Raw genomic sequence first — 19,878 nt, forward strand, 5'->3', positions numbered from 1 at the left:
CCATGTCTGATTCGAAAGTCTCTCCCAACGCCAATGCGGGCTATCGCGCCACGCTGAACATGCCCGACACGCCCTTCCCCATGCGCGGCGATCTGCCCAAGCGCGAGCCGGGCTGGGTCCAGGAATGGGAGGACAAGGGCATCTACAAGAAGCTGCGCGATGCGCGCCACGGTGCGCCCAAGTTCATCCTGCACGACGGCCCGCCCTACGCCAACGGCAAGATCCACATCGGCCATGCGGTGAACAAGGCGCTCAAGGACATGATCGTCAAGAGCCGCCAGCTCGAGGGCTTCGACGCCATGTACGTGCCGGGCTGGGACTGCCACGGCCTGCCCATCGAGAACGCCATCGAAAAGCTGCATGGCCGCAATCTGCCGCGCGACGAGATGCAGGCCAAGAGCCGTGCATTCGCCACCGAGCAGATCGCCCAGCAGATGGTGGACTTCAAGCGCCTGGGCGTGCTCGGCGACTGGGACCATCCCTACAAGACCATGAACTACGCCAACGAGGCCGCCGAGCTGCGCGCCTTGAAGCGCGTCATGGAGCGCGGCTTCGTCTACCGCGGCCTCAAGCCGGTGTACTGGTGCTTTGACTGCGGCTCCTCGCTGGCCGAGTTCGAGATCGAGTACGCCGACAAGCAAAGCCAGACGCTGGACGTGATGTTCCCCACGGCCGAGCCCGACAGGCTGGCGGCCGCCTTCGGGCTGACCTCGCTGGCCAAGCCCGCCTTCATCGTCATCTGGACGACGACGGCCTGGACCATCCCCGCCAACCAGGCGCTCAACGTCAACCCCGAGCTGGAATACAGCCTGGTGGATACCGAGCGCGGCCTGCTGATCGTGGCCTCCGCCCTGGTCGACAAATGCCTGGCACGCTGGAAGCTCGAAGGCCAGGTCCTTGCCACCGCCGTGGGAAGGAAGCTGGACCACCTGCAGTTCAAGCACCCGCTGGCCCACGTGGACAAGGGCTTTGACCGCGTCTCGCCCGTGTTCCTGGCCGACTACGCCACGGCCGATGACGGCACCGGCATCGTGCACTCGGCGCCCGCCTACGGCGTGGACGACTTCAACAGCTGCATGAACAACGGCATGACGCGCGATGACATCCTGAGCCCCGTGCAGGGCAACGGCGTCTACGCACCCGAGCTGCCGCTGTTCGGCGGCCAGCACATCTGGAAGGCCGTCCCCGTCATCATCGATGCGCTCAAGCTGGGCGACCGCCTGCTGGATACCACGACCATCACCCACAGCTACCCGCACTGCTGGCGCCACAAGACGCCGGTGATCTACCGCGCCGCCGCCCAGTGGTTCATCCGCATGGATGAGGGCGAGGGCGTGTTCACCAAGCCCGGTGACAAGCCCGCGCAGACGCTGCGCCAGATCGCGCTGGAAGCCATCGAGCACACCCAGTTCTACCCGGAGAACGGCAAGACCCGCCTGCGCGACATGATCGCCGGCCGGCCCGACTGGTGCATCTCGCGCCAGCGCAGCTGGGGCGTGCCCCTGCCCTTCTTCCTGCACAAGGACAGCGGCGAACTGCATCCGCGCACCATGGAGATCATCGACCAGGCCGCCGCCATGGTCGAGCAAGGCGGCATCGAGGCCTGGAGCCGCGTGACGGCCGAGGACATCCTGGGCGCCGAGGAAGCCGTGCACTACACCAAGAGCACCGACATCCTCGAAGTCTGGTTCGACTCCGGCTCCACCTTCTGGCATGTGATGCGCGGCACGCACGCCGACATGCACCACGACCAGGGCCCCGAGGCCGACCTTTACCTGGAAGGCCATGACCAGCACCGCGGCTGGTTCCATTCGTCGCTGCTGCTGGCCTCGGCCATCTTCGGGCGCGCGCCCTACCGCGGCCTGCTGACCCACGGCTTCACCGTGGACGGCCAGGGCAAGAAGATGTCCAAGTCGCTGGGCAACACCGTCGCCCCGCAGGACGTGAGCAACAAGATGGGCGCCGAGATCATCCGCCTGTGGGTGGCCTCGACCGACTACTCGGGCGACCTGGGCATCGACGACAAGATCCTGGCCCGCGTGGTGGACGCCTACCGCCGCATCCGCAACACGCTGCGCTTCCTGCTGGCCAACGTCAGCGACTTCGACGCGGCGAAAGACTCGGTTCCCACCGAAGAGCTGCTGGAGATCGACCGCTGGGCCCTGGCCCGCGCGGCCCAGTTCCAGGCCGAGGTGCTGGCCCACTACAAGGTCTACGAATTCCACCCCGTGGTGGCCAAGCTGCAGCTGTTCTGCTCGGAAGACCTGGGCGGCTTCTACCTGGACGTGCTCAAGGACCGCCTGTACACCAGCGCGCCCAAGAGCCTGGCCCGCCGCAGCGCCCAGACCGCGCTGCACCAGATCACGCACGCCATGCTGCGCTGGATGGCGCCCTTCCTGTCCTTCACGGCCGAAGAGGCCTGGAAGGTCTTCGGCAACAGCGAGTCCATCTTCCTGGAGACCTACACCGACCTGCCGGCCGGCGACGAGGCCTTGCTGGCCAAGTGGGCCCGCCTGCGCGAGATCCGCGACGTGGTGAACAAGGACATCGAGGCCGTGCGCGCCGAAGGCCGGGTCGGCTCCTCGCTGCAGGCCGAAGTCCGTGTCTCGGCGCAGCCCGAAGACCTGGCCCTGCTGCAAAGCCTGGGCGACGACCTGAAGTTCGTCTTCATCACCTCGGCCGCCGAGGCCCTGGCGGGCGAGACGCTGCAGGCCGCCGTCGCACCCAGCAGCCATGCCAAGTGCGACCGCTGCTGGCACTACCGTGCCGACGTGGGCATCAATCCCGAGCACCCCAGCCTGTGCGGCCGTTGCGACAGCAACCTGCACGGTGCCGGCGAAGAGCGCCGCAAGGCGTAATCCCACCGAGGCGCTGCCATGACCCCTAGCTTTGCCGCAGTCCCCGAATCCCGCAGCCGCCGCATCTGGCCCTGGCTGGCCTGGTCGCTGGCGATCATCGCCATCGACCAGCTCACCAAGCAGTGGATCCTTGATGCCTACCAGCTGGGCGACTGGACGCCGATCACGGGCTTTTTCAACATCGTGCGGGCCCACAACACGGGGGCGGCCTTCTCGTTCCTGGCTGGAGCCGGTGGCTGGCAGCGCTGGCTGTTCGTGGGCATCGGCGCGGCGGCCACGCTGCTCATCGTCTGGCAGTTGCGCAAGCATCCGGGGCAGAAGCTGTTTTGCTTCTCGCTGGCCAGCATCCTGGGCGGTGCCATCGGCAACGTGGTGGACCGCCTGCAGCACGGCTACGTGGTGGACTTCCTGGACTTCTACTGGGGCCGTTCGCACTTTCCGGCCTTCAATGCGGCCGACATCGCCATCAGCGTGGGCGCGGCCCTGCTGATCCTGGACGAGGTGCTGCGCGCACGGCGAGCCAAGGGCACCTGATCCCTGCCGCAGCCGGAGCCGCCAGCCCCTCTTGCGAGGGGCTTTTTCATTGAGGGGGCCACCGGCTGCATGCCGGCGGGTTTTCCTCGGGTTTTCCTGAGTGCGTTTTGGGTCAACCGAAATTCTTTTCGATTCGTTTTATTTCTACAATTTTCCTTATTTCGCACCAAACTGTGCGCTCATGCGGCCGACTCTCCTGCGCGCAAGCCGGGACCGGGGTTATATTGGTCCGCTTCTCCGCTCACAGCACATGAAGCACTTACTCAATCTACTGGCCGCCATCGCCCTGCTGGTCTGGGGCACGCACATGGTCCGCACCGGCGTGCTGCGGGTGTTCGGCGCCAACCTGCGCAACCTGCTCGCCCACAGCATGAGCAACCGCTTCTCGGCCGCGCTGTCCGGCCTGGGCGTGACTGCGCTGGTGCAGTCGAGCACGGCGACCTCGCTGATGACCTCGGCCTTCGTGGGCCAGGGCCTGATCTCGCTGCCGGCCGCGCTGGCCGTGATGCGCGGCGCCGACGTGGGCACGGCGCTGATGGCCGTGCTGTTCTCCACCGACCTGTCCTGGCTGTCGCCGCTGTTCATCTTTGTCGGCGTGGTGCTGTTCATCACGCGCCAGGACACCACGGCCGGGCGCATAGGCCGCGTGCTCATCGGGCTGGGCGTGATGCTGCTGGCCCTGCGCCTGGTGGTCGATGCCACCGAGCCGCTGCTGGAAGCCCCCGCCGTGCGCACCCTGCTGGCCTCTGTCACCAGCGACATCTTCATGGAGCTGCTGCTGGGTGCGCTGCTGGCCGTGATGGCCTATTCCAGCCTGGCCATCGTGCTGCTGATCGCGGCCATGGCCAGCTCGGGCGCGATTCCCATGGAAGTGGCGCTGGGCCTGACGCTGGGCGCCAACATCGGCAGCGGCCTGGTGGCCGTGCTGACCACGGCCAAGTCCAGCGTGGAAGTGCGCCAGGTCACCATCGGCAACATGCTGTTCAAGATCATGGGTGTGGCCATCGTGGCGCCCTTCCTGGGGCTGTGGGCCACCTATGTGATGCCGCTGATCGACGGCAAGGGCCAGAACATCGTGCTGTTCCACCTGGCCTTCAACATCTTCAACAGCCTGTGCTTCATCGGCCTGACGCAGACCGTGGCGCGCTGGGTGACGGCCCTGCTGCCCAAGCCCGAGGCCAGTTCCACCAGCCTGCTGCGGCCCCGCCACCTGGACCCCTCGGCGCTGAGCACGCCGTCGCTGGCCATTTCCTGCGCCGCGCGCGAGGCCCTGCACCAGGCCGACATGGTCGAGTCCATGCTGATCGGCATGCAGCGCGTGCTGGAGACCGACGACCTCAAGCTGTCCCAGGAGCTGCGCGAACTCGAAGGCACGGTGGACGACCTGTACTCGGCCATCAAGTACTACATGACCAAGATCTCGCGCGCCGAACTCGACGAACGCGAGGGCCAGCGCTGGACCGAAATCATCAGCTTCACCATCAACATGGAGCAGATCGGGGATATCATCGAGCGCGTGCTGCTGGACATCGAGGACAAGAAGATCAAGAAGGGCCGCCAGTTTTCCGAGGCCGGCACGCAGGAGATCCGCGAGCTGCTGCACCACCTGCTGGACAATCTGCGCCTGGCCATGAGCGTCTTTCTCAACGGCAATGTGCGCGAGGCCCAGAAGCTGCTGGAGGAAAAGGCGCGCTTTCGCGATCTGGAACTGGCCTACTCGGCCACCCACCTGGCCCGCCTGTCCGACAACACCGTCTCCAGCATAGAGACCAGCTCGCTGCACATCGACCTCATCAGCGACCTCAAGCGCATCAACTCGCTGCTGTGCTCTGTGGCCTATCCCATCCTGGAATCGGCCGGCGCCCTGGCGCCCAGCCGGCTCAAGGAATCGGCGCTGGACAAGGCGGCGCGCTGAGGCGCCGCAAGCCTTGCCCGTTCACCAGCCCAGCCAGGCCGCCAGCACCTGGGCGGCCTCGGGCGTGAAGCGGTCCTGCAGCAGCCATTGCACGAGCTGGTCGCGCTCTATCAGTGCAAAGGCCTGCACCTCGCCATCCTGGTTGCTGGGCTCCAGCGCAGCCGGCACGGTGGCGCTGAACCAGTCGATGCGTTCGCGCATGAAGCCACGGCCCTCGGCCTCGTCGCTGGGGCGCTCGAACAGTACGTGGCCGCCATGGCGCAGGCCCTGCAGCTCGCCCACGCGCAGGCCGGCCTCTTCCCAGGTTTCACGCTGCACGGCTTGTTCCAGGGTATCGTGCGCGGCCACCATGCCGCCCATCAGCGTGTCCCACATGCCGGGGTTGGTGGGCTTGCTGTCGGCGCGCTGCTGCACCCAGATGCGGCCGTCGGCCGTCTCGCCCACCAGGTGCACGGCCAGGGTGGCAATGCCCAGCGGACGCACGGCGCCACGCTCCACGGTGCCAATGCGCTGACCCTGCACGTTGCACACTGCCAGTTGCTCATCGCGCCAGGGGCCGCTGTGGCCGCAGGCTCGCAGCACGCGTGCCAGGGCGTTGAGCAGGGCCGTGGCATCACCTTCGCCCTGCAGGTGCCAGTGGCCGGCCTGCTGCCGCAGCGCCACGCCATGGGCCTGCATCACCCCGTCCGGCAACTGCGCAGCCAGCCCATCTTCCAGCGAACCGATTTCCTCTGCCGCCACCTGAAGCGGCCGGCGCGGCTGCAGCGCAGGCTGGCGGGTTGCGGCGCGCACCCGGTTCAGCCATGCCTGCACGCCTGGGTCGGCTGGGCTCTTTTCCCCGTTCATGGCAGCAAGATGGTGGAGCCCGTGGTCCTGCGTGCCTCCAGGTCCAGATGGGCCTGGCGCACCTCGGCCAGCGGATAGCGCTGGTCGATGTGGATCTTCACGGCACCGCTTTCCACCACGGCGAACAAATCGTCGGCCATGGCCTGGGTGGCCTCGCGGCTGGTGATGTGGGAGAACAGGGTCTGGCGCGTCACATACAGCGACTTGGCCGCCAGCACGGCAGGAGCGAAAGGCGCCACGGGACCGGATGCGTTGCCGAAGCTGACCATCAGCCCAAAGCGCCGCAGGCAGGCCAGCGAGCCTTCCCAGGTGTCCTTGCCCACGCTGTCGTAGACCACCTTCACGCCCTGGCCGCCCGTGATTTCCTGCACGCGTTCGGCGAAGTTCTCGCTGCGGTAGTTGATGGCATGGGCCGCGCCGTTGGCCAGGGCCAGCGCGCACTTCTCGTCCGAGCCTGCCGTGGCGATGAGCTGCAGGCCCATGGCCCTGGCCCATTGGCAGGCAATCAGGCCCACGCCACCGGCCGCCGCATGGAACAGCACGGCATCACCCGGTGCCAGGCCCTCCACCGGAATGCATTTCTTGAGCAGGTACTGGGCCGTCAGGCCCTTGAGCATCATGGCGGCAGCCGTCTCGAACGCGATGGCGTCGGGCAGGCGGCACACGCACATGGCGGGCATGACACGCACTTCGCTGTAGCTGCCCGGCGGATTGCTGGCATAGGCCACGCGGTCGCCCACGCCCAGGTGCTGCACGCCCTCTCCCACGGCCTCGACCACGCCTGCGCCCTCCATGCCCAGGCTCAAGGGCATGGGCAGCGAGTACAGGCCCGAACGCTGGTAGACATCGATGAAGTTCAGGCCCACCGCATGGTGGCGTATGCGCACCTGGCCCGGCCCGGGCTCGCCCACGGCGACCTGCACCAGCTCCAGGACTTCGGGGCCGCCGTTGTGGCGGATCTGCACTGCAATACCCATGGGATGCACTCCTGCAAAAAACCAACAAGAGCGGCATCGTGCCATGTTTCGGGAGGCCACGCGCAAGACGCTGCACCGGGCCCGCACAGGACTGGCGCAAGGCCGGCAAAGAGCGTTCGCAGCACCTATAGTGGCGGGCCTATGAGCCACACGAGCCCGCCGCTGAAGCTGTCCACCGCCGCCATCCTGACGCTGCCGCCCCTGCTGTGGGCCGGCAACGCCATCGTGGGCCGCCTGGTCCATGACCTGATCTCGCCGTTTGCGCTGAACTTCCTGCGCTGGGCCATTGCCTTTGTCCTGCTTGTGCCGCTGGCAGGATGGGCACTGGGCCGCAGCAGCGGCACCTGGAGCCACTGGCGGCAGTTCGCCGTGCTGGGCCTGCTGGGCATCGGCTGCTACAACGCGCTGCTGTATCTGGCGCTCAAGACCTCGACGCCGCTGAACGTCACCCTGGTCAGCTCCAGCATGCCGGTGTGGATGCTGGCCCTGGGCCGCATCGTCTGGGGCATTCCCGTCAGCCGGCGCCAACTGCTGGGCGCACTGCTGTCGATGCTGGGCGTGGCCGTGGTGCTGTCGCGCGGAGATCCCGAGCTGCTGCTGCATCTGCAGCTCGTGCCCGGCGATCTGTTCATGGTGCTGGCCACCATGGTCTGGGCCCTCTACACCTGGCTGCTGTCCAAGGCGCAGGTCCCGCAGCGGCTGCGCTCGGACTGGGCAGGCTTTTTGCTGGCCCAGATGGTCTTCGGCCTGGGCTGGTCCGGCCTGTTCACAGGCGGCGAGATGGCCATGGGCCAGTTCCACATTCAGTGGGGCTGGCCGCTGGGCGGGGCACTGCTGTTCATCGCCCTGGGCCCGGCCATCCTGGCCTACCGTTTCTGGGGGCTGGGCGTGCAGCGCAGCAGCCCGGCCGTGGCGGGCTTTTTCGGCAATCTGATCCCGCTGTTCACCGCCCTGCTGTCGATCGCGCTGCTGGGCGAAGCGCCGCGCCTGTATCACGGCCTGGCGTTCGTACTCATCGTGGGCGGCATCATGGTGTCTTCGCGCCGGGGATAGCCTTGGGCAGGCCGTGTGCCGCGGTGCGCACGGGCACCTTGGCCAGCAGCTGTTCGAACGCGCGGATGGGAACGGGCGGGCTGAACAGATAGCCCTGGAAGTACTCGCAGCCGTAGTGCGCCAGCAGGGCGCGCTGCTCCAGCGTTTCCACACCTTCGGCGATCACATCCAGGTTGAGGTTGCGAGCCATGCCGATGATGGTCTGCACGATCACATCGTCGGTATGGCGCATACCCAGGTGGCGCACGAAGGACTGGTCGATCTTGAGCTGGTTCAGCGGCAGCTGGGTGAGGTAGGTCAGCGAGGAATGGCCGGTGCCGAAGTCGTCCATGGAAAAGCACACGCCATGGCTGCGCAGCTGCTTCATCTTGGCGATGGACTCCTGCACGTTCTCGATCACCAGCGACTCGGTCAGCTCCAGCTTGAGCAGATGGGGGGCGATGCCTGCGCTGCGCACCTGCTCGATGACCTGGGAGGCAAAGTCCTGGTGGCGGAACTGGCGGGCACTGACATTCACGGCCACCTGCAGATGGCGCAGCCGCGCATCCTTTTGCCAGGCAGCCAGCTGCTCGCAGGCCGTGCGCACCACCCACATGCCCAGCGGCACGATGATCTCGCTTTCCTCAGCCACGGCGATGAACATGCCGGGCGGCACCAGGCCGCGCTCGGGGTGGCGCCAGCGCAGCAGGGCTTCGGCACCGATGACCTCGCCTGCCAGCGTGAACTGGGGCTGATAGTGCAGCTCGAACTGGGACTGCGCCAGGGCCTGGCGCAGGTCGCCCTCCATGCGCACGCGCTGGTGGATCTCCACCTGCATCTGCGGATCGAAGAAGCACAGGCCGCTGCCGTTGCGCGCCTTGATCTGGTACATGGCGATGTCCGCCTGCTTGAGCAGCTCGGCCGCCGACTGCGGCTGGCGGCCGAACAGCGTGGCGCCAATGCTGCAGGCGCTGCGGTGCAGGTGGGCACCCAGCACATAGGACTGGTTGAGCCGCGCCAGGATCTTCTCGCCAATGCGCTGGGCCAGCGTGGCCGCCTCGGCAGGCTCGTGCGACAGCTCGCAGAGCATGACCACGAATTCATCGCCCCCCAGGCGCGCCACCGTGTCCGAAGAGCGCACGGCGCTGCGCAGCCGGTGCGCCACCTGCTGCAGCAGCTGGTCGCCCACTTCATGGCCCAGCGTGTCGTTGAGCATCTTGAACTGGTCCAGGTCCAGGAACAGCAGCGCCCCGGTCCAGCCTTCGCGCGCAGCCAGCACCGTGGCCTGGGCCAGGCGGTCCAGCAGCAGGCGGCGATTGGGCAGGCTGGTCAGCGGATCGTAGAAGGCCAGGCTTTCGATCTCGGCCGTGGCCAGCCGGATATCGGTGACATCGTTGTAGGTGATGACCACGCCGCCCTCGGCAGCCGGGCGCGCCGTCATCTGCACGAAACGGCCGCTGGCCAGTTGCTGCTCCATGGGGACGCCAGGACGCAGCACCAGTTGCCGGTGCAGGTCCTTCGCCTCATCGATCTGCTCCGGCGCCGCCACCAGGCCCACGGCGCTGGGGCTGGCATCCAGCAGGGATTGCAGGGGCCGGCCGGGCTCCAGCTGATCCGCATGCCATGGAAACATCTCCTCGTAGCAGCGATTCCAGCGCAGCACGCGCTGCTGTGAATCCAGCAGCAAAAAGCCGCTGACCATGCTGTCCAGCGCCTGGTCCAGCCATTGCTCGGAGCGCTGTGCCTGACGGCGCGCGGCATGCAGGCGATCCATGTAGCGGTGGACCGTCCAGCCCAGTATGGCCAGCAGCACGCCGAAGATCATCACGGCCAGCACCATCAGCCAAGCCGCCACACGCCAGCCCGCCAGCACGGAGGACATGGGCAGGCTGGCCGTGACCCACAGATTGCCCTTGGGCAGCGGATGCGCGGCCACCAGGGCGGGCACGCGGCTCAGGCGTGCGGCCATGGGCATGACGCCGCTGGACGCCAGCTGCGATGTCGCCGGCAGCAACCGCGCAGCCGAGGCCTCGCCGTAGGGGGGCATGGACAGCAGCAGCTCGCCGCTGCCCTGCTCCAGCGTGACTTCCAGTCCGTCCAGCACGCCGCCCTGGGCCAGCACCGCGCCCAGCGCCGCCACCGGCACCTGCATCAGCACATAGCCACCCTGCTGTGCACGACTCAGCGGGCGCACCAGATAGAGCATGCGCTCGCCGCCCGGCGGCTGCGGCGCCACGGAGGGCGGGCTGGCCAGCAATTCTGAGCGGCTTTGGGCCGCAAGGCGCTCCCAGGCCTGGGCCGGCAGATCAATGGCCGGGCCATCGCCAGAAGCCGCCAGTTCGCGGCCCTTGGAGTCGTGCACGGAGGCGCGGCGCGCCAGCGTGTTCTGCCGCTCCATGGCGTGCAGCATCTCCTGCAGTTGCGGCTGCGAGGCCGATGCGGGATCGCGCGAACCCAGCCATTCATCCACCCCCATGGCCAGTGCGTCCAGGGATTCAAGGCTGCGGCTGATAGCCGCCTCGGTACCGAGCACAAAGCGCACCAGGCGCAGCGATGCCTCTTCCTGCGCGGTGGTGCGCATGCCGCTGAGCAGCCAGACGACGGCGGCCGCCAGGGCCACCGTAAGCAGCACGAGCATCAGGCCCAGGGTATGGCGCATGCCTGGGGGACTGAGCGCAGCCGCCGGGCGCGCGGAGGGGCCTGCAATCGCCTGCGACCAGTCCGTCTGGTGGGACAGTTCGCTCATCTCCCGGCTCCCTGCATGGCATGCGACATGGGCAGGCTGCGGCGAGGCCGCTGGCCGCGATGCAGGGCCGGGGTTTTCAAGACCGCCCCTGTCCGCCGCCCGTTTGCAACTGCGCGGCCATGCCTGGCACTGCCCGGGGCTTGCGGGCTCCGGAGGCGGTCATGGTCGCAGTGCCCTGGCGCATCAGAAGGTTCCTGCGTACAGGCCGCCGTCGGGCAGGATGTTCTGGCCCGTCATGTAGCCTGCGTGGGCGCTGCACAGGAAGGCGCAGATGGCGCCGAATTCATCGGGCGTGCCGAAGCGGCGCGCCGGCACCTGGGATTGCTGCACCAGGCGCACATCGTCCAGGCTCTTGCCGCTCTTGTTGGCGGCGGCCGTGAAGGTGGTGCGCAGGCGGTCGGTGTCGAACTTGCCGGGCAGCAGGTTGTTGATGGTCACGCCCTTGGCCGCGATGCCGCTGCGCGCCAGGCCCGCCACAAAGCCCGTGAGGCCGCTGCGCGCGCCGTTGGACAGGCCCAGGATGTCGATGGGCGCCTTCACGGCGCTGGACGTGATGTTGACGATGCGGCCGAAGCCGCGTGCCGCCATGCCGTCCACCGTGGCCTTGATCAGCTCGATGGGCGTGAGCATGTTGGCGTCCACGGCCTTGAGCCAGGCCGCGCGGTCCCAGTCACGGAAATCGCCGGGAGGCGGGCCGCCCGCATTGGTGATGACGATATCGAAATCCACGCCCGGGCCGCCGGCGGCCGACAGCACGGCGGCACGGCCTTCCTCGGTGGTGATGTCGGCGGCAACGGCCAGCACCTTCACCTGCGGCGCGAGGGCCGCAAGGCTGGCCGCGGCCTCCTGCAGGGCCTCGGGATTGCGCGCATTGATCACCAGGTTCACACCCTCTTGCGCCAGCGCCTTGGCACAGCCACAGCCCAGGCCCTTGCTGGCGCCACATACCAGGGCCCACTTGCCCGCGATTCCCAGATCCATGTCTCACTCCTGAACAAACACAACCTTGCTCGATCCTTGCAGAACGGCAGCGCACATTGTGCGCGAGGCTTCGACGCTTTCACGCCAAACGTGAGAAAACGTGAACTCGCCGGCACACCGGCGAGCCCCTGGCGCTGCCTTCAATGCGCGCCGCCGCCGTGCTGGCCACGGAACAGCCTGTGGTGCAGCCTGCGCAAGGACCACCACACACCCAGCGCCACCACGGGAATGGCGACGGCGGCCGTGCTCTCCGGCGACCAGGGCCAGCCCAGGGCCTTGGCGCCCTTGGCCAGATAGCTGATCAGGCCCGTGAAGTAGTAGGTGATGGCGGCCACGGACAGGCCTTCCACCGTGGACTGCAGCTTGAGCTGCATGTCCTGGCGCTGGTTCATGGCGCCCAGCAGTTGCTGGCTGCTTTGCTGCTGCTCGATCTCCACGCGCGTGCGCAGCAGGCTGCTGACGCGCGAGACGCGCTCGGACAGCGCGTTCTGCCGCCGCGCCGCCCATTCGCAGGTGCTGCGCGCCGGCGTCAGGCGCCGGTCCATGAACTCGCGGATGGTCTGTATGCCGTCGATGCGTGATTCCTGGATGTCCTGAATGCGCTTGTCCACCAGCTCGAAATAGGCCGCACTGGCGGAAAAGCGCGAGTGCGTGGTGGCGTACTCGCTCTCCACCTGCCCGGCCAGGCGCGTGAGCCGGTCCAGCAGCGCCGGCTCGGCATCGCGGTCCGCCAGGCGGATGGAATGGGCCAGGGCCGCCAGGTCCCGCTCGGCCGTGGCCAGAACGGCAGCGGCCTGGCGGGCTGCCGGCAGGCCCAGCAAGGCCGCCATGCGGTAGGTCTCGATCTCCAGCAGGCGCTGCACCAACCGCCCCAGGCGGCGCGGCGACAGCGATTCGCCGGCCAGCAGCAGCATGCGCGAGAAGCCATCGGCATGGATGGCGAAGTCCGTGTAGACCTTGCCCGCATCGCCGGCCACACGTGCGCCCACCAGCGTGTCTTCCTGCAGCAGGTGGCGCACCAGGTGCGGCTCGTTGATCGCCTGTTCCTGCAAGGCCCACAGGTGCAGGCCGCTCAGGCACTGGCCAGGCAATGCAGCCAGCCAGTCGCGCGGCACGTAGTCGATGGCGGCCTCGGGCTCGCGCACATCGTCCATGCCGGCCTGCGACATGGGCTTGCTGAAGGTCCAGCAGACGAATTCCGTGTGCAGCTCCCAGCGCAGGTGAAAGGCGCCCAGATCGATGAGCACATGCGTGGTCGCCGCATCGGGCGGGGGCAGGTGGTGGTTGCGCAGCAGGGTGGCCACATGGGCGCGGCTGGCCTCGCGCTGGGCCGCGTCGGTGAGCATCACCACATGGGTGATGGCCAGCGGCGCCTGCATTTCCTCGGCGGGACGCGCATGGATCTCGTTGTGCAGCAGCACGCGCAGCGGGTGCTGGGATGACAGAAGTGGGGACATCGTGACCTCGAAAGACTGCGCGCTATTGTGCAGGCACGGGCGCTGCGTCCTCCCGCCATCCGGGATCAACAGCTTTCACGTGCATTTCTCGTCGACGCAAAAAAAAACGGCCCCGAAGGGCCGTCAAGCAACATGGTTGCAGCGCTGAGGCGATCAATCCTCGACGAATGCTTCTTCGCGCTTGTTCTTCACTGCGGGCATCAGCACCACCACCAGCAGCACCACGGCGGCGAGCAGCAGGCCGGCCGAGATCGGACGGGTCACGAACACGCTCCAGTCGCCACGCGACAGCAGCAGCGCACGGCGCAGGTTTTCTTCCATCATCGGGCCCAGGATGAAGCCCAGCAGCAAGGGAGCCGGTTCGGTGCCCAGCTTGTGGAACACATAGCCCACGAAGCCGAAGATACCCACCATCCACACGTCCCAGGTGTTGTTGTTGGTACCGTACACGCCGATCGCGCAGAACAGCACGATGGACGGGAACAGCCAGCGGTAGGGCACGGTCAGCAGCTTGATCCAGACGCCGATCAGCGGCAGGTTCAGGACGATCAGCATCAGGTTGCCGATCCACATTGAGGCGATCAGGCCCCAGAACAGCTCGGGGTTGCTGGTCATCACCTGCGGGCCCGGCTGGATGTTGTGGATGGTCATCGCGCCCACCATCAGTGCCATCACGGCGTTGGGCGGAATGCCCAGCGTCAGCAGCGGGATGAAGGAGGTCTGCGAACCTGCGTTGTTGGCCGACTCGGGCGCGCACACGCCACGGATGTTGCCTTGGCCGAAGGGGACTTCGCCCGGCTTGAGCTTGGTCTTCTTCTCGATGGTGTAGGCAGCAAAGGCCGACAGCATGGCACCGCCACCGGGCAGGATACCCAGGGCAGAACCCAGGGCCGTGCCGCGCAGCATGGCAGGCAGCATGCGCTTGAAGTCCTCGGCGGTGGGCATCAGGCCCGTCACCTTGGCTGCGAACACTTCGCGCTCGTCCTCGGGCTTGGACAGGTTGGCAATGATTTCGCCGTAGCCGAACACGCCCATGGCGATCACGACGAAGTCGATACCGTCGGTCAGTTCGGGAATGTCGAAGCTGTACCGGGCCACACCGGAGTTCACGTCGGTACCGACCATGCCCAGCAGCAGGCCCAGCACGATCATCGCAATGGCCTTGAGCAGCGAGCCCGAAGCCAGCACCACGGCGCCGATCAGGCCCAGGGTCATCAGCGAGAAGTACTCGGCAGGGCCGAACTTGAAGGCCACTTCCGTCAGCGGAGGTGCGAAGGCGGCCAGGATCACGGTGCCCACGCAGCCTGCGAAGAACGAGCCGAGTCCTGCGGCAGCGAGAGCAGGTCCCGCTCGCCCCTTTCTGGCCATCTGGTAGCCGTCGATCACGGTCACCACGGACGAGGATTCACCCGGCAGGTTCACCAAAATGGCGGTGGTCGAGCCACCGTACTGCGCACCGTAGTAGATACCGGCCAGCATGATCAGCGCCGCCACCGGAGGCAGGGCGTAGGTCGCTGGCAGCAGCATGGCGATCGTTGCCACGGGGCCGATGCCTGGAAGCACGCCGATGAGCGTACCGAGCAGACAGCCGACGAAGCAGTAGATCAGGTTCTGGAAAGTGAAGGCGACGCCGAAGCCGGTCGCCAGATTCTGAAAAAGTTCCACGGACGATGCTCCTGCTTAGCCGGTGATGAAGCTGGGCCAGACGGGGAACTGCAGATTCAGTGCCCACACGAAGGCCACATAGCTGCCTACGGCAAGAACGGTGGCCAGAATTGCCACTTCCTTGAAGTTGAAGCTATGGCCGCCCAGGCTGGCGATGAACACCAGCGCATAGATGGCGACGATCAGACCGAACTGGGGAATGCCCAGATTGGGAACGCCGACCAGCAGGATGCCGAAGGCAAAGTTCGCGGCCAGGATGAAGAACACCTGCTTCCACGCCCACTTGCCGATCTTGTCACCGCCGGAGGGTCCCTTGGTCAGGCCGGAGAAGCAGATGGCCGTGCCCAGAATGGACATCAGCACACCCAGGATCAGCGGGAAGTAGCCCGGGCCCATGCGGGCACCGGTGCCGACGGTGTAGTTGGTTGCGCCGATCGCAAAAGCGAGGCCGACAACCAAAAACATCACGCCGGAAAAAAAGTCTTTCTGACTCTTGATTTTCACGAGAATGTCTCCTTACGGAATCACGACCCGGCGATTTTGCGTTCAGAAAAACTGTGTCCGAATGTGGATTCCACCTACAAAGGGCATACCCTCATGTCCTACCCGCATGAGGAAAAAAGGGTGCCCATGCCAGGCACCCCATCCATCATTGGCAACGGCCTGCGCAAGAGCAGGCACTTACGTTTTTATCCGCCAGTCAGCCCAGCAGGGGCGTGCTGGCCATGACCTCTTGCAGCGTGGTCACGCCTTCGGCCACGCGCAGGGCTCCAGCCAGGCGCAGCGGACGCATGCCGTCCTGCACGGCCTGGCGGCGCAGCGCATCCATGGACGGTGAGGTGTGGATCTGCTGCTTGAGCGCCTCGCTCACGGTCAGCAGCTCGTACAGGCCCATGCGCCCGCGAAAGCCCGTCATGCGGCAATCCACGCAGCCCACGGGCTTGTAGGGCTGGTAGCTGCCTGACAGTTTCCAGGGCCGCACGGCCTCGGCCAGCGTGGCGGCCGAGGTCTCCTCGTCGCGCTGCTTGCATTGCGGGCACAGCGTGCGCACCAGGCGCTGGGCCAGCACGCCCAGCAGCGTGGCGTTGATCAGGTAGGGCGGCACGCCCAGCTCCATCAGCCGGCTCACGGCGCTGGGCGCATCGTTGGTGTGCAGCGTGGAGAACACCAGGTGGCCGGTCAGCGCGGCCTGCACGGCCATCTCGGCCGTGGCCAGGTCACGGATTTCGCCCACCATGATGATGTCCGGGTCCTGGCGCATCAGCGAACGCAGTCCCTCGGTGAAGCCGAAGTCCAGCTGCGTCTGCACCTGGGTCTGGTTGAAGCTGGGCTCGATCATTTCGATCGGGTCCTCCACGGTGCTGACGTTGACCTCCTCCGTGGCCACGCGCTTGAGCGTGGAGTACAGCGTGGTGGTCTTGCCCGAGCCCGTGGGACCGGTCACGAGGATGATGCCGTGCGGGCGGCGCACCAGCTCGTTCCAGCGCTGGGCGTCATGGCTGGTGAAGCCCAGGGCGTCCAGGTCCTTGACCGTGTTGTCGGGGTCGAAGATCCGCATCACCAGCTTTTCGCCAAAGGCCGTGGGCAGCGTGGACAGGCGCATTTCCACCTCGTCGCCGCGCGGGTTGCGGGTCTTGATGCGCCCATCCTGGGGACGGCGCTTTTCCACCACGTCCATGCGCCCGAGCAGCTTCACGCGCGAGACCATGGCATTGAGAACGCCCATGGGCACCTGGTAGACCGGATGCAGCACGCCGTCGATGCGAAAGCGGATCACGCCCTGGTCGCGCCGGGGCTCCATGTGGATGTCGCTGGCGCGCTGGTCGAAGGCGTATTGCCACAGCCAGTCCACCACGCGCACCACGCCCTGGTCGTTGGCATCGAGCTGCTTGCTGCTGTTGCCCAGCTCCACCAGCTGCTCGAAGCTGGCCGCGCTGGCCGCACCGCCGGCCTTCTCGGCAGCGCGCACCGACTTGGCCAAGGCGAAGAACTCGCCCGTGTAGCGCTTGAGGTCCACCGGACTGGCCAGCACGCGGCGCACCTTGCGGCGCGCCTGGCGCTCGACCTCGGCTACCCAGTCGTCGATGAACGGCTCGGCCGTGGCCACAACCACTTCCTGCGGCGACACCTGCACGGGCAGCACCTTGTGGCGCTCGGCATAGCTGGCGCTCATGATTTCGCCCACGCGGCCCGCATCCACGCGCAGCGGGTCGATGCGCAGGTAGGCCAGGCCGCTGCGGCTCGCCAGGTACTGGGTCAGCTCCTCGATGTCCAGCGCGCGCCCGTCACCGGCCCGGGCCACGCCCACGTTGGCCAGCCGGACCAGCGGGTGCTGGGTGCTCTCGGCCTGCGAGCAGCGCGCCACGGTGCGCTGGGCCTCTTCGGCCGTGATCACGCCGTCGGCCTGCAGCCACTGCACCAGCCTGCGCCAGTCCAGGGGCCCCGAAGGATTGCGCGGAGCGACGGCGGTTGTGGGCTGTGCGGTGGAGGTCGGGTCGGACATGGCGTTGGGCCGGAAGCTGAACTGCGCCCTATGGTAAGCCTGCCGGCCTCCCTGCCCGGCCAGCCCGCTCTACCAGGGCCGCACGAAGATCTTGGGCCAGCGCGTGGTGGGCAGGTCCCAGCGGGCCTGCACCTGGGCGCTGGCGGCCTGCAGCGCTGCGGGGTCGAGCGCGCGCGGGGTGCGCTGGGCCAGCACCACGGTGTTGCCTTCGCGCGTGGGGCGGAAGGCCCACATGGCCTCTTCGCCAAAGGCTTCGGCCATGCGTGCCAGGCTGCGCTCGTAGCTGGAGGTGCGGCCGAACAGGTTGACGGTCATGATGCCGTCCTCGGTCAGCAGATTGCGGCAGTCGGCATAGAACTCGGCGCTGTCCAGCACGGGCGCGGCCGCATCGTGGTCATAGAGATCAACGGCCAGCGCATCGACCGTGCCCAGCCACTGGCTCTTGCGGATTTCCTGGGCCGCATCGGCCAGCACCACGCGCAGCGTGTCGCTGTCGGGCGGCAGCTTGAACCAGCTGCGGCACACGGCCAGCACCTGCGGGTTCAGCTCGATGGCCGTGGTGCGCATGCGCAGCTTCTTGTGGCAGAACTTGGTGATGGCCGCGGCGCCCAGGCCCAGCTGCATGGCATGGCGGCCGGCCACGCTGGCGGGTTCCATGAACAGCAGCCAGCCCATCATGCGCTGCACGTACTCCAGCTCGATCTCGAAGGGCTCGCGTATGCGCATGGAGCCCTGTATCCAGGGCGTGCCCAGGTGCAGGTGGCGCACATCGCCATCGTCGGAGACGCTGACTTCGGGCAGCTCGGCATCTGCGGCGTTGGCGGGAGAGGAAGGGGCGGCCTTGGCGGCGCCACGGGTCTTGCGTATCACGTCGGGAAAAATGGAAAGATTCAGAGCAGTTGATGGAGAGCCAGCGCCTCGCGCCAGGCCTGGACCTTGCGTTCGAAACGCCAGCTCGCGTTGGCCGGGCTGGTCGATGGCAGCTTCACGGCAGCCAGGCCCAGGGCCTGCGTGCGGCCGGCGTGCTTGTAGCTTTCTCCACCGTTGTGCAAGGCCAGCGTCAACTGCGGGCAGTGCGTGCGCAGCCCAGCGAAGTCGTTCACCTCGGCAGCGCGGATGGCGCTGTCCAGGCTGCCTTCGCGCTCGCAGCTGGCGTACACATCCCACAGCCCCAGGCCCCGGGCCAGCAGCCATTCGCAGCGGCCCGCATAGTCATCGCGGCCGGGCTGCGGATACTCGGGCCACAAGGCCTGGAGCAGGGGCCAGAACTGGTTTTGCGGATGGGCATAGTACTGCTGCAATTGCAGCGATCGCAGGCCCGGAAAGCTACCCAGCACCAGGGCCCGGGTCCGCGCATCGGCCACCGGCGCCAGGCCCTGCCAGCGCGGGGTGCCGGGGGGCGGCAGGTCGGGAACGGTCAAGGACATGGCCGGCATTGTCGCCCAGCGGTCGCCGGGCTGCTGGCAGCGGGCGGCAAGACCGCTCAGGTTCAGGTTCCGCTCAAGCCTGGTTCAGGCCATGGCGGGCAGGCCTCGCAGCGCGGCACGCGCGTTGCGGCCCGTGGCCTCGGCCAGGGCCTGGGGCGTGATGCCGCGCAGTTGCGCAATCACATCCGCAATGCGTGCCAGCTCGGCCGGCGTGTTGCGGCCCTGGGCCTGGCCCTGGGCGCGCTGCCCGGCCGTGGTGTAGAGCCAGTGCGGCGGAATGTCGGGAGCGTCGGTTTCCAGCACCAGCGCGTCCAGCGGCAAGCTGGCTGCCAGCTCGCGCAGCCTGAGCGCGCGGTCATAGGTCACGGCGCCACCGAAGCCCAGCTTGAAACCCAGGTCGATGAAGGCCTGGGCCTGCTGCACGCTGCCGTTGAAGGCATGGGCAATGCCACCCGCCACGGGCCGCGCGCGCAGGGTCTTGAGCAGCCGGTCGCTGGACTTGCGCACATGCAGGATGACCGGGAGATCGAACTCGCGCGCCAGCGCGATCTGCTGCTCGTAGAACCAGACCTGCCGCTGTGCGTCCAGCCCTGGCACGAAGAAGTCCAGCCCGATCTCGCCCACGGCCACCAGTTGGGGATCGCCACGCAGCCGGTCCAGCGTCTCGCGCAATGCGGCAATGTCCTGCTCGCGGGCATTGGGCGTGTACAGCGGATGGATGCCCAGCGCATAGCTGTCGCCATGGCGCCGCGCCAGCGCCACCACCGTGTCCCAGTGCTCGCGCGCCACGGCCGGAATCACCAGATGCGCAACGCCTGTCTCGGCCGCCTGCGCGCGCACGGCATCGCGGTCGGCATCGAATTCAGGGGCATCGAGGTGGCAGTGGGTGTCTATCCAGGCGGGCATGGCCGCATCATGCCACCGGCCCGGGCAGCGC

At 67.3% G+C, this 19,878-nt stretch carries 15 protein-coding genes; 4 read left to right on the forward strand and 11 right to left on the reverse strand.

Features of this window, described 5'->3' with window-relative positions; all coding sequences use genetic code 11:
• The first annotated feature begins 2 nt into the window (after positions 1–2).
• The 3 genes from ileS to AC5I49_RS14860 all read left to right on the forward strand — a co-directional run bounded on the left by ileS (position 3) and on the right by AC5I49_RS14860 (position 5,307).
• The gene (gene ileS, locus AC5I49_RS14850; protein ID WP_203400467.1) at positions 3–2,858 is read left to right on the forward strand and encodes an isoleucine--tRNA ligase; all 2,856 of its coding nucleotides are present in this window, start codon (positions 3–5) and stop codon (positions 2,856–2,858) included.
• An 18-nt stretch (positions 2,859–2,876) separates the two neighbouring features.
• Positions 2,877–3,392 (forward strand): signal peptidase II, encoded by a 516-nt coding sequence (lspA, locus tag AC5I49_RS14855; RefSeq protein WP_046238068.1) that lies wholly within the window; start codon positions 2,877–2,879, stop codon positions 3,390–3,392.
• 250 nt (positions 3,393–3,642) lie between these two features.
• On the forward strand, positions 3,643–5,307 hold the full coding sequence (locus AC5I49_RS14860) for a Na/Pi cotransporter family protein (RefSeq protein WP_016445743.1): 1,665 nt from the start codon (positions 3,643–3,645) through the stop codon (positions 5,305–5,307).
• Positions 5,308–5,328: 21 nt separating this feature from the next.
• Here AC5I49_RS14860 and AC5I49_RS14865 read toward each other — a convergent pair whose 3' ends face one another.
• Both AC5I49_RS14865 and AC5I49_RS14870 read right to left on the reverse strand, forming a co-directional pair.
• Positions 5,329–6,153: an NUDIX hydrolase gene (locus AC5I49_RS14865; RefSeq protein WP_016451091.1), complete on the reverse strand. Its 825-nt coding sequence runs from the start codon at positions 6,151–6,153 to the stop codon at positions 5,329–5,331.
• Positions 6,150–7,130, reverse strand: coding sequence for a quinone oxidoreductase family protein (locus tag AC5I49_RS14870; protein WP_016445741.1), 981 nt, complete (start codon positions 7,128–7,130; stop codon positions 6,150–6,152). Before AC5I49_RS14870 ends, AC5I49_RS14865 begins: the two co-directional genes overlap by 4 nt.
• Positions 7,131–7,271: 141 nt before the next feature.
• On the opposite strand from AC5I49_RS14870, the gene AC5I49_RS14875 reads away from it, so the two are divergent.
• On the forward strand, positions 7,272–8,183 hold the full coding sequence (locus tag AC5I49_RS14875; protein ID WP_034364101.1) for a DMT family transporter: 912 nt from the start codon (positions 7,272–7,274) through the stop codon (positions 8,181–8,183).
• Here the strand turns inward: AC5I49_RS14875 and AC5I49_RS14880 are convergent.
• From AC5I49_RS14880 to AC5I49_RS14920, 9 genes are all read right to left on the reverse strand, one after another.
• The gene (locus tag AC5I49_RS14880) at positions 8,158–10,908 is read right to left on the reverse strand and encodes a bifunctional diguanylate cyclase/phosphodiesterase (protein ID WP_016445739.1); all 2,751 of its coding nucleotides are present in this window, start codon (positions 10,906–10,908) and stop codon (positions 8,158–8,160) included. The two genes, AC5I49_RS14875 and AC5I49_RS14880, sit on opposite strands and share 26 nt — an antisense overlap.
• 183 nt (positions 10,909–11,091) lie before the next feature.
• Positions 11,092–11,889: an SDR family oxidoreductase gene (locus AC5I49_RS14885; protein ID WP_495789570.1), complete on the reverse strand. Its 798-nt coding sequence runs from the start codon at positions 11,887–11,889 to the stop codon at positions 11,092–11,094.
• Positions 11,890–12,029: 140 nt separating this feature from the next.
• Positions 12,030–13,346: a DUF3422 family protein gene (locus tag AC5I49_RS14890; RefSeq protein ID WP_016445737.1), complete on the reverse strand. Its 1,317-nt coding sequence runs from the start codon at positions 13,344–13,346 to the stop codon at positions 12,030–12,032.
• Between the two features lie 153 nt (positions 13,347–13,499).
• The gene (locus AC5I49_RS14895; protein ID WP_016445736.1) at positions 13,500–15,011 is read right to left on the reverse strand and encodes a tripartite tricarboxylate transporter permease; all 1,512 of its coding nucleotides are present in this window, start codon (positions 15,009–15,011) and stop codon (positions 13,500–13,502) included.
• A gap of 15 nt (positions 15,012–15,026) precedes the next feature.
• The gene (locus tag AC5I49_RS14900) at positions 15,027–15,515 is read right to left on the reverse strand and encodes a tripartite tricarboxylate transporter TctB family protein (RefSeq protein ID WP_016445735.1); all 489 of its coding nucleotides are present in this window, start codon (positions 15,513–15,515) and stop codon (positions 15,027–15,029) included.
• A 196-nt stretch (positions 15,516–15,711) separates the two neighbouring features.
• Positions 15,712–17,514: a type IV pilus assembly ATPase TfpB gene (gene tfpB / locus AC5I49_RS14905; protein WP_016445734.1), complete on the reverse strand. Its 1,803-nt coding sequence runs from the start codon at positions 17,512–17,514 to the stop codon at positions 15,712–15,714.
• A gap of 69 nt (positions 17,515–17,583) precedes the next feature.
• On the reverse strand, positions 17,584–18,384 hold the full coding sequence (locus tag AC5I49_RS14910; protein ID WP_016445733.1) for a class I SAM-dependent methyltransferase: 801 nt from the start codon (positions 18,382–18,384) through the stop codon (positions 17,584–17,586).
• 20 nt (positions 18,385–18,404) lie between these two features.
• Positions 18,405–18,950, reverse strand: coding sequence for a DNA-deoxyinosine glycosylase (locus tag AC5I49_RS14915; protein WP_016451089.1), 546 nt, complete (start codon positions 18,948–18,950; stop codon positions 18,405–18,407).
• 75 nt (positions 18,951–19,025) lie between these two features.
• Positions 19,026–19,847, reverse strand: a complete 822-nt coding sequence (locus AC5I49_RS14920) for a TatD family hydrolase (RefSeq protein ID WP_016451088.1) — start codon at positions 19,845–19,847, stop codon at positions 19,026–19,028.
• Between the last annotated feature and the right edge of the window lie 31 nt (positions 19,848–19,878).

This window comes from Delftia sp. (genome assembly GCF_059499305.1).

What these genes read in the sequence shown, in the direction of transcription:
- AC5I49_RS14885 (WP_495789570.1), bottom strand. Translation starts at nt 11,889, where the DNA reads ATGGATCTGGGAATCGCGGGCAAGTGGGCCCTGGTATGTGGCGCCAGC.
- AC5I49_RS14875 (WP_034364101.1), top strand. Translation starts at nt 7,272, where the DNA reads ATGAGCCACACGAGCCCGCCGCTGAAGCTGTCCACCGCCGCCATCCTG.
- AC5I49_RS14880 (WP_016445739.1), bottom strand. Translation starts at nt 10,908, where the DNA reads ATGAGCGAACTGTCCCACCAGACGGACTGGTCGCAGGCGATTGCAGGC.
- AC5I49_RS14870 (WP_016445741.1), bottom strand. Translation starts at nt 7,130, where the DNA reads ATGGGTATTGCAGTGCAGATCCGCCACAACGGCGGCCCCGAAGTCCTG.
- AC5I49_RS14890 (WP_016445737.1), bottom strand. Translation starts at nt 13,346, where the DNA reads ATGTCCCCACTTCTGTCATCCCAGCACCCGCTGCGCGTGCTGCTGCAC.
- AC5I49_RS14920 (WP_016451088.1), bottom strand. Translation starts at nt 19,847, where the DNA reads ATGCCCGCCTGGATAGACACCCACTGCCACCTCGATGCCCCTGAATTC.
- lspA (WP_046238068.1), top strand. Translation starts at nt 2,877, where the DNA reads ATGACCCCTAGCTTTGCCGCAGTCCCCGAATCCCGCAGCCGCCGCATC.
- AC5I49_RS14865 (WP_016451091.1), bottom strand. Translation starts at nt 6,153, where the DNA reads ATGAACGGGGAAAAGAGCCCAGCCGACCCAGGCGTGCAGGCATGGCTG.
- tfpB (WP_016445734.1), bottom strand. Translation starts at nt 17,514, where the DNA reads ATGTCCGACCCGACCTCCACCGCACAGCCCACAACCGCCGTCGCTCCG.
- AC5I49_RS14915 (WP_016451089.1), bottom strand. Translation starts at nt 18,950, where the DNA reads ATGCCGGCCATGTCCTTGACCGTTCCCGACCTGCCGCCCCCCGGCACC.
- ileS (WP_203400467.1), top strand. Translation starts at nt 3, where the DNA reads ATGTCTGATTCGAAAGTCTCTCCCAACGCCAATGCGGGCTATCGCGCC.
- AC5I49_RS14860 (WP_016445743.1), top strand. Translation starts at nt 3,643, where the DNA reads ATGAAGCACTTACTCAATCTACTGGCCGCCATCGCCCTGCTGGTCTGG.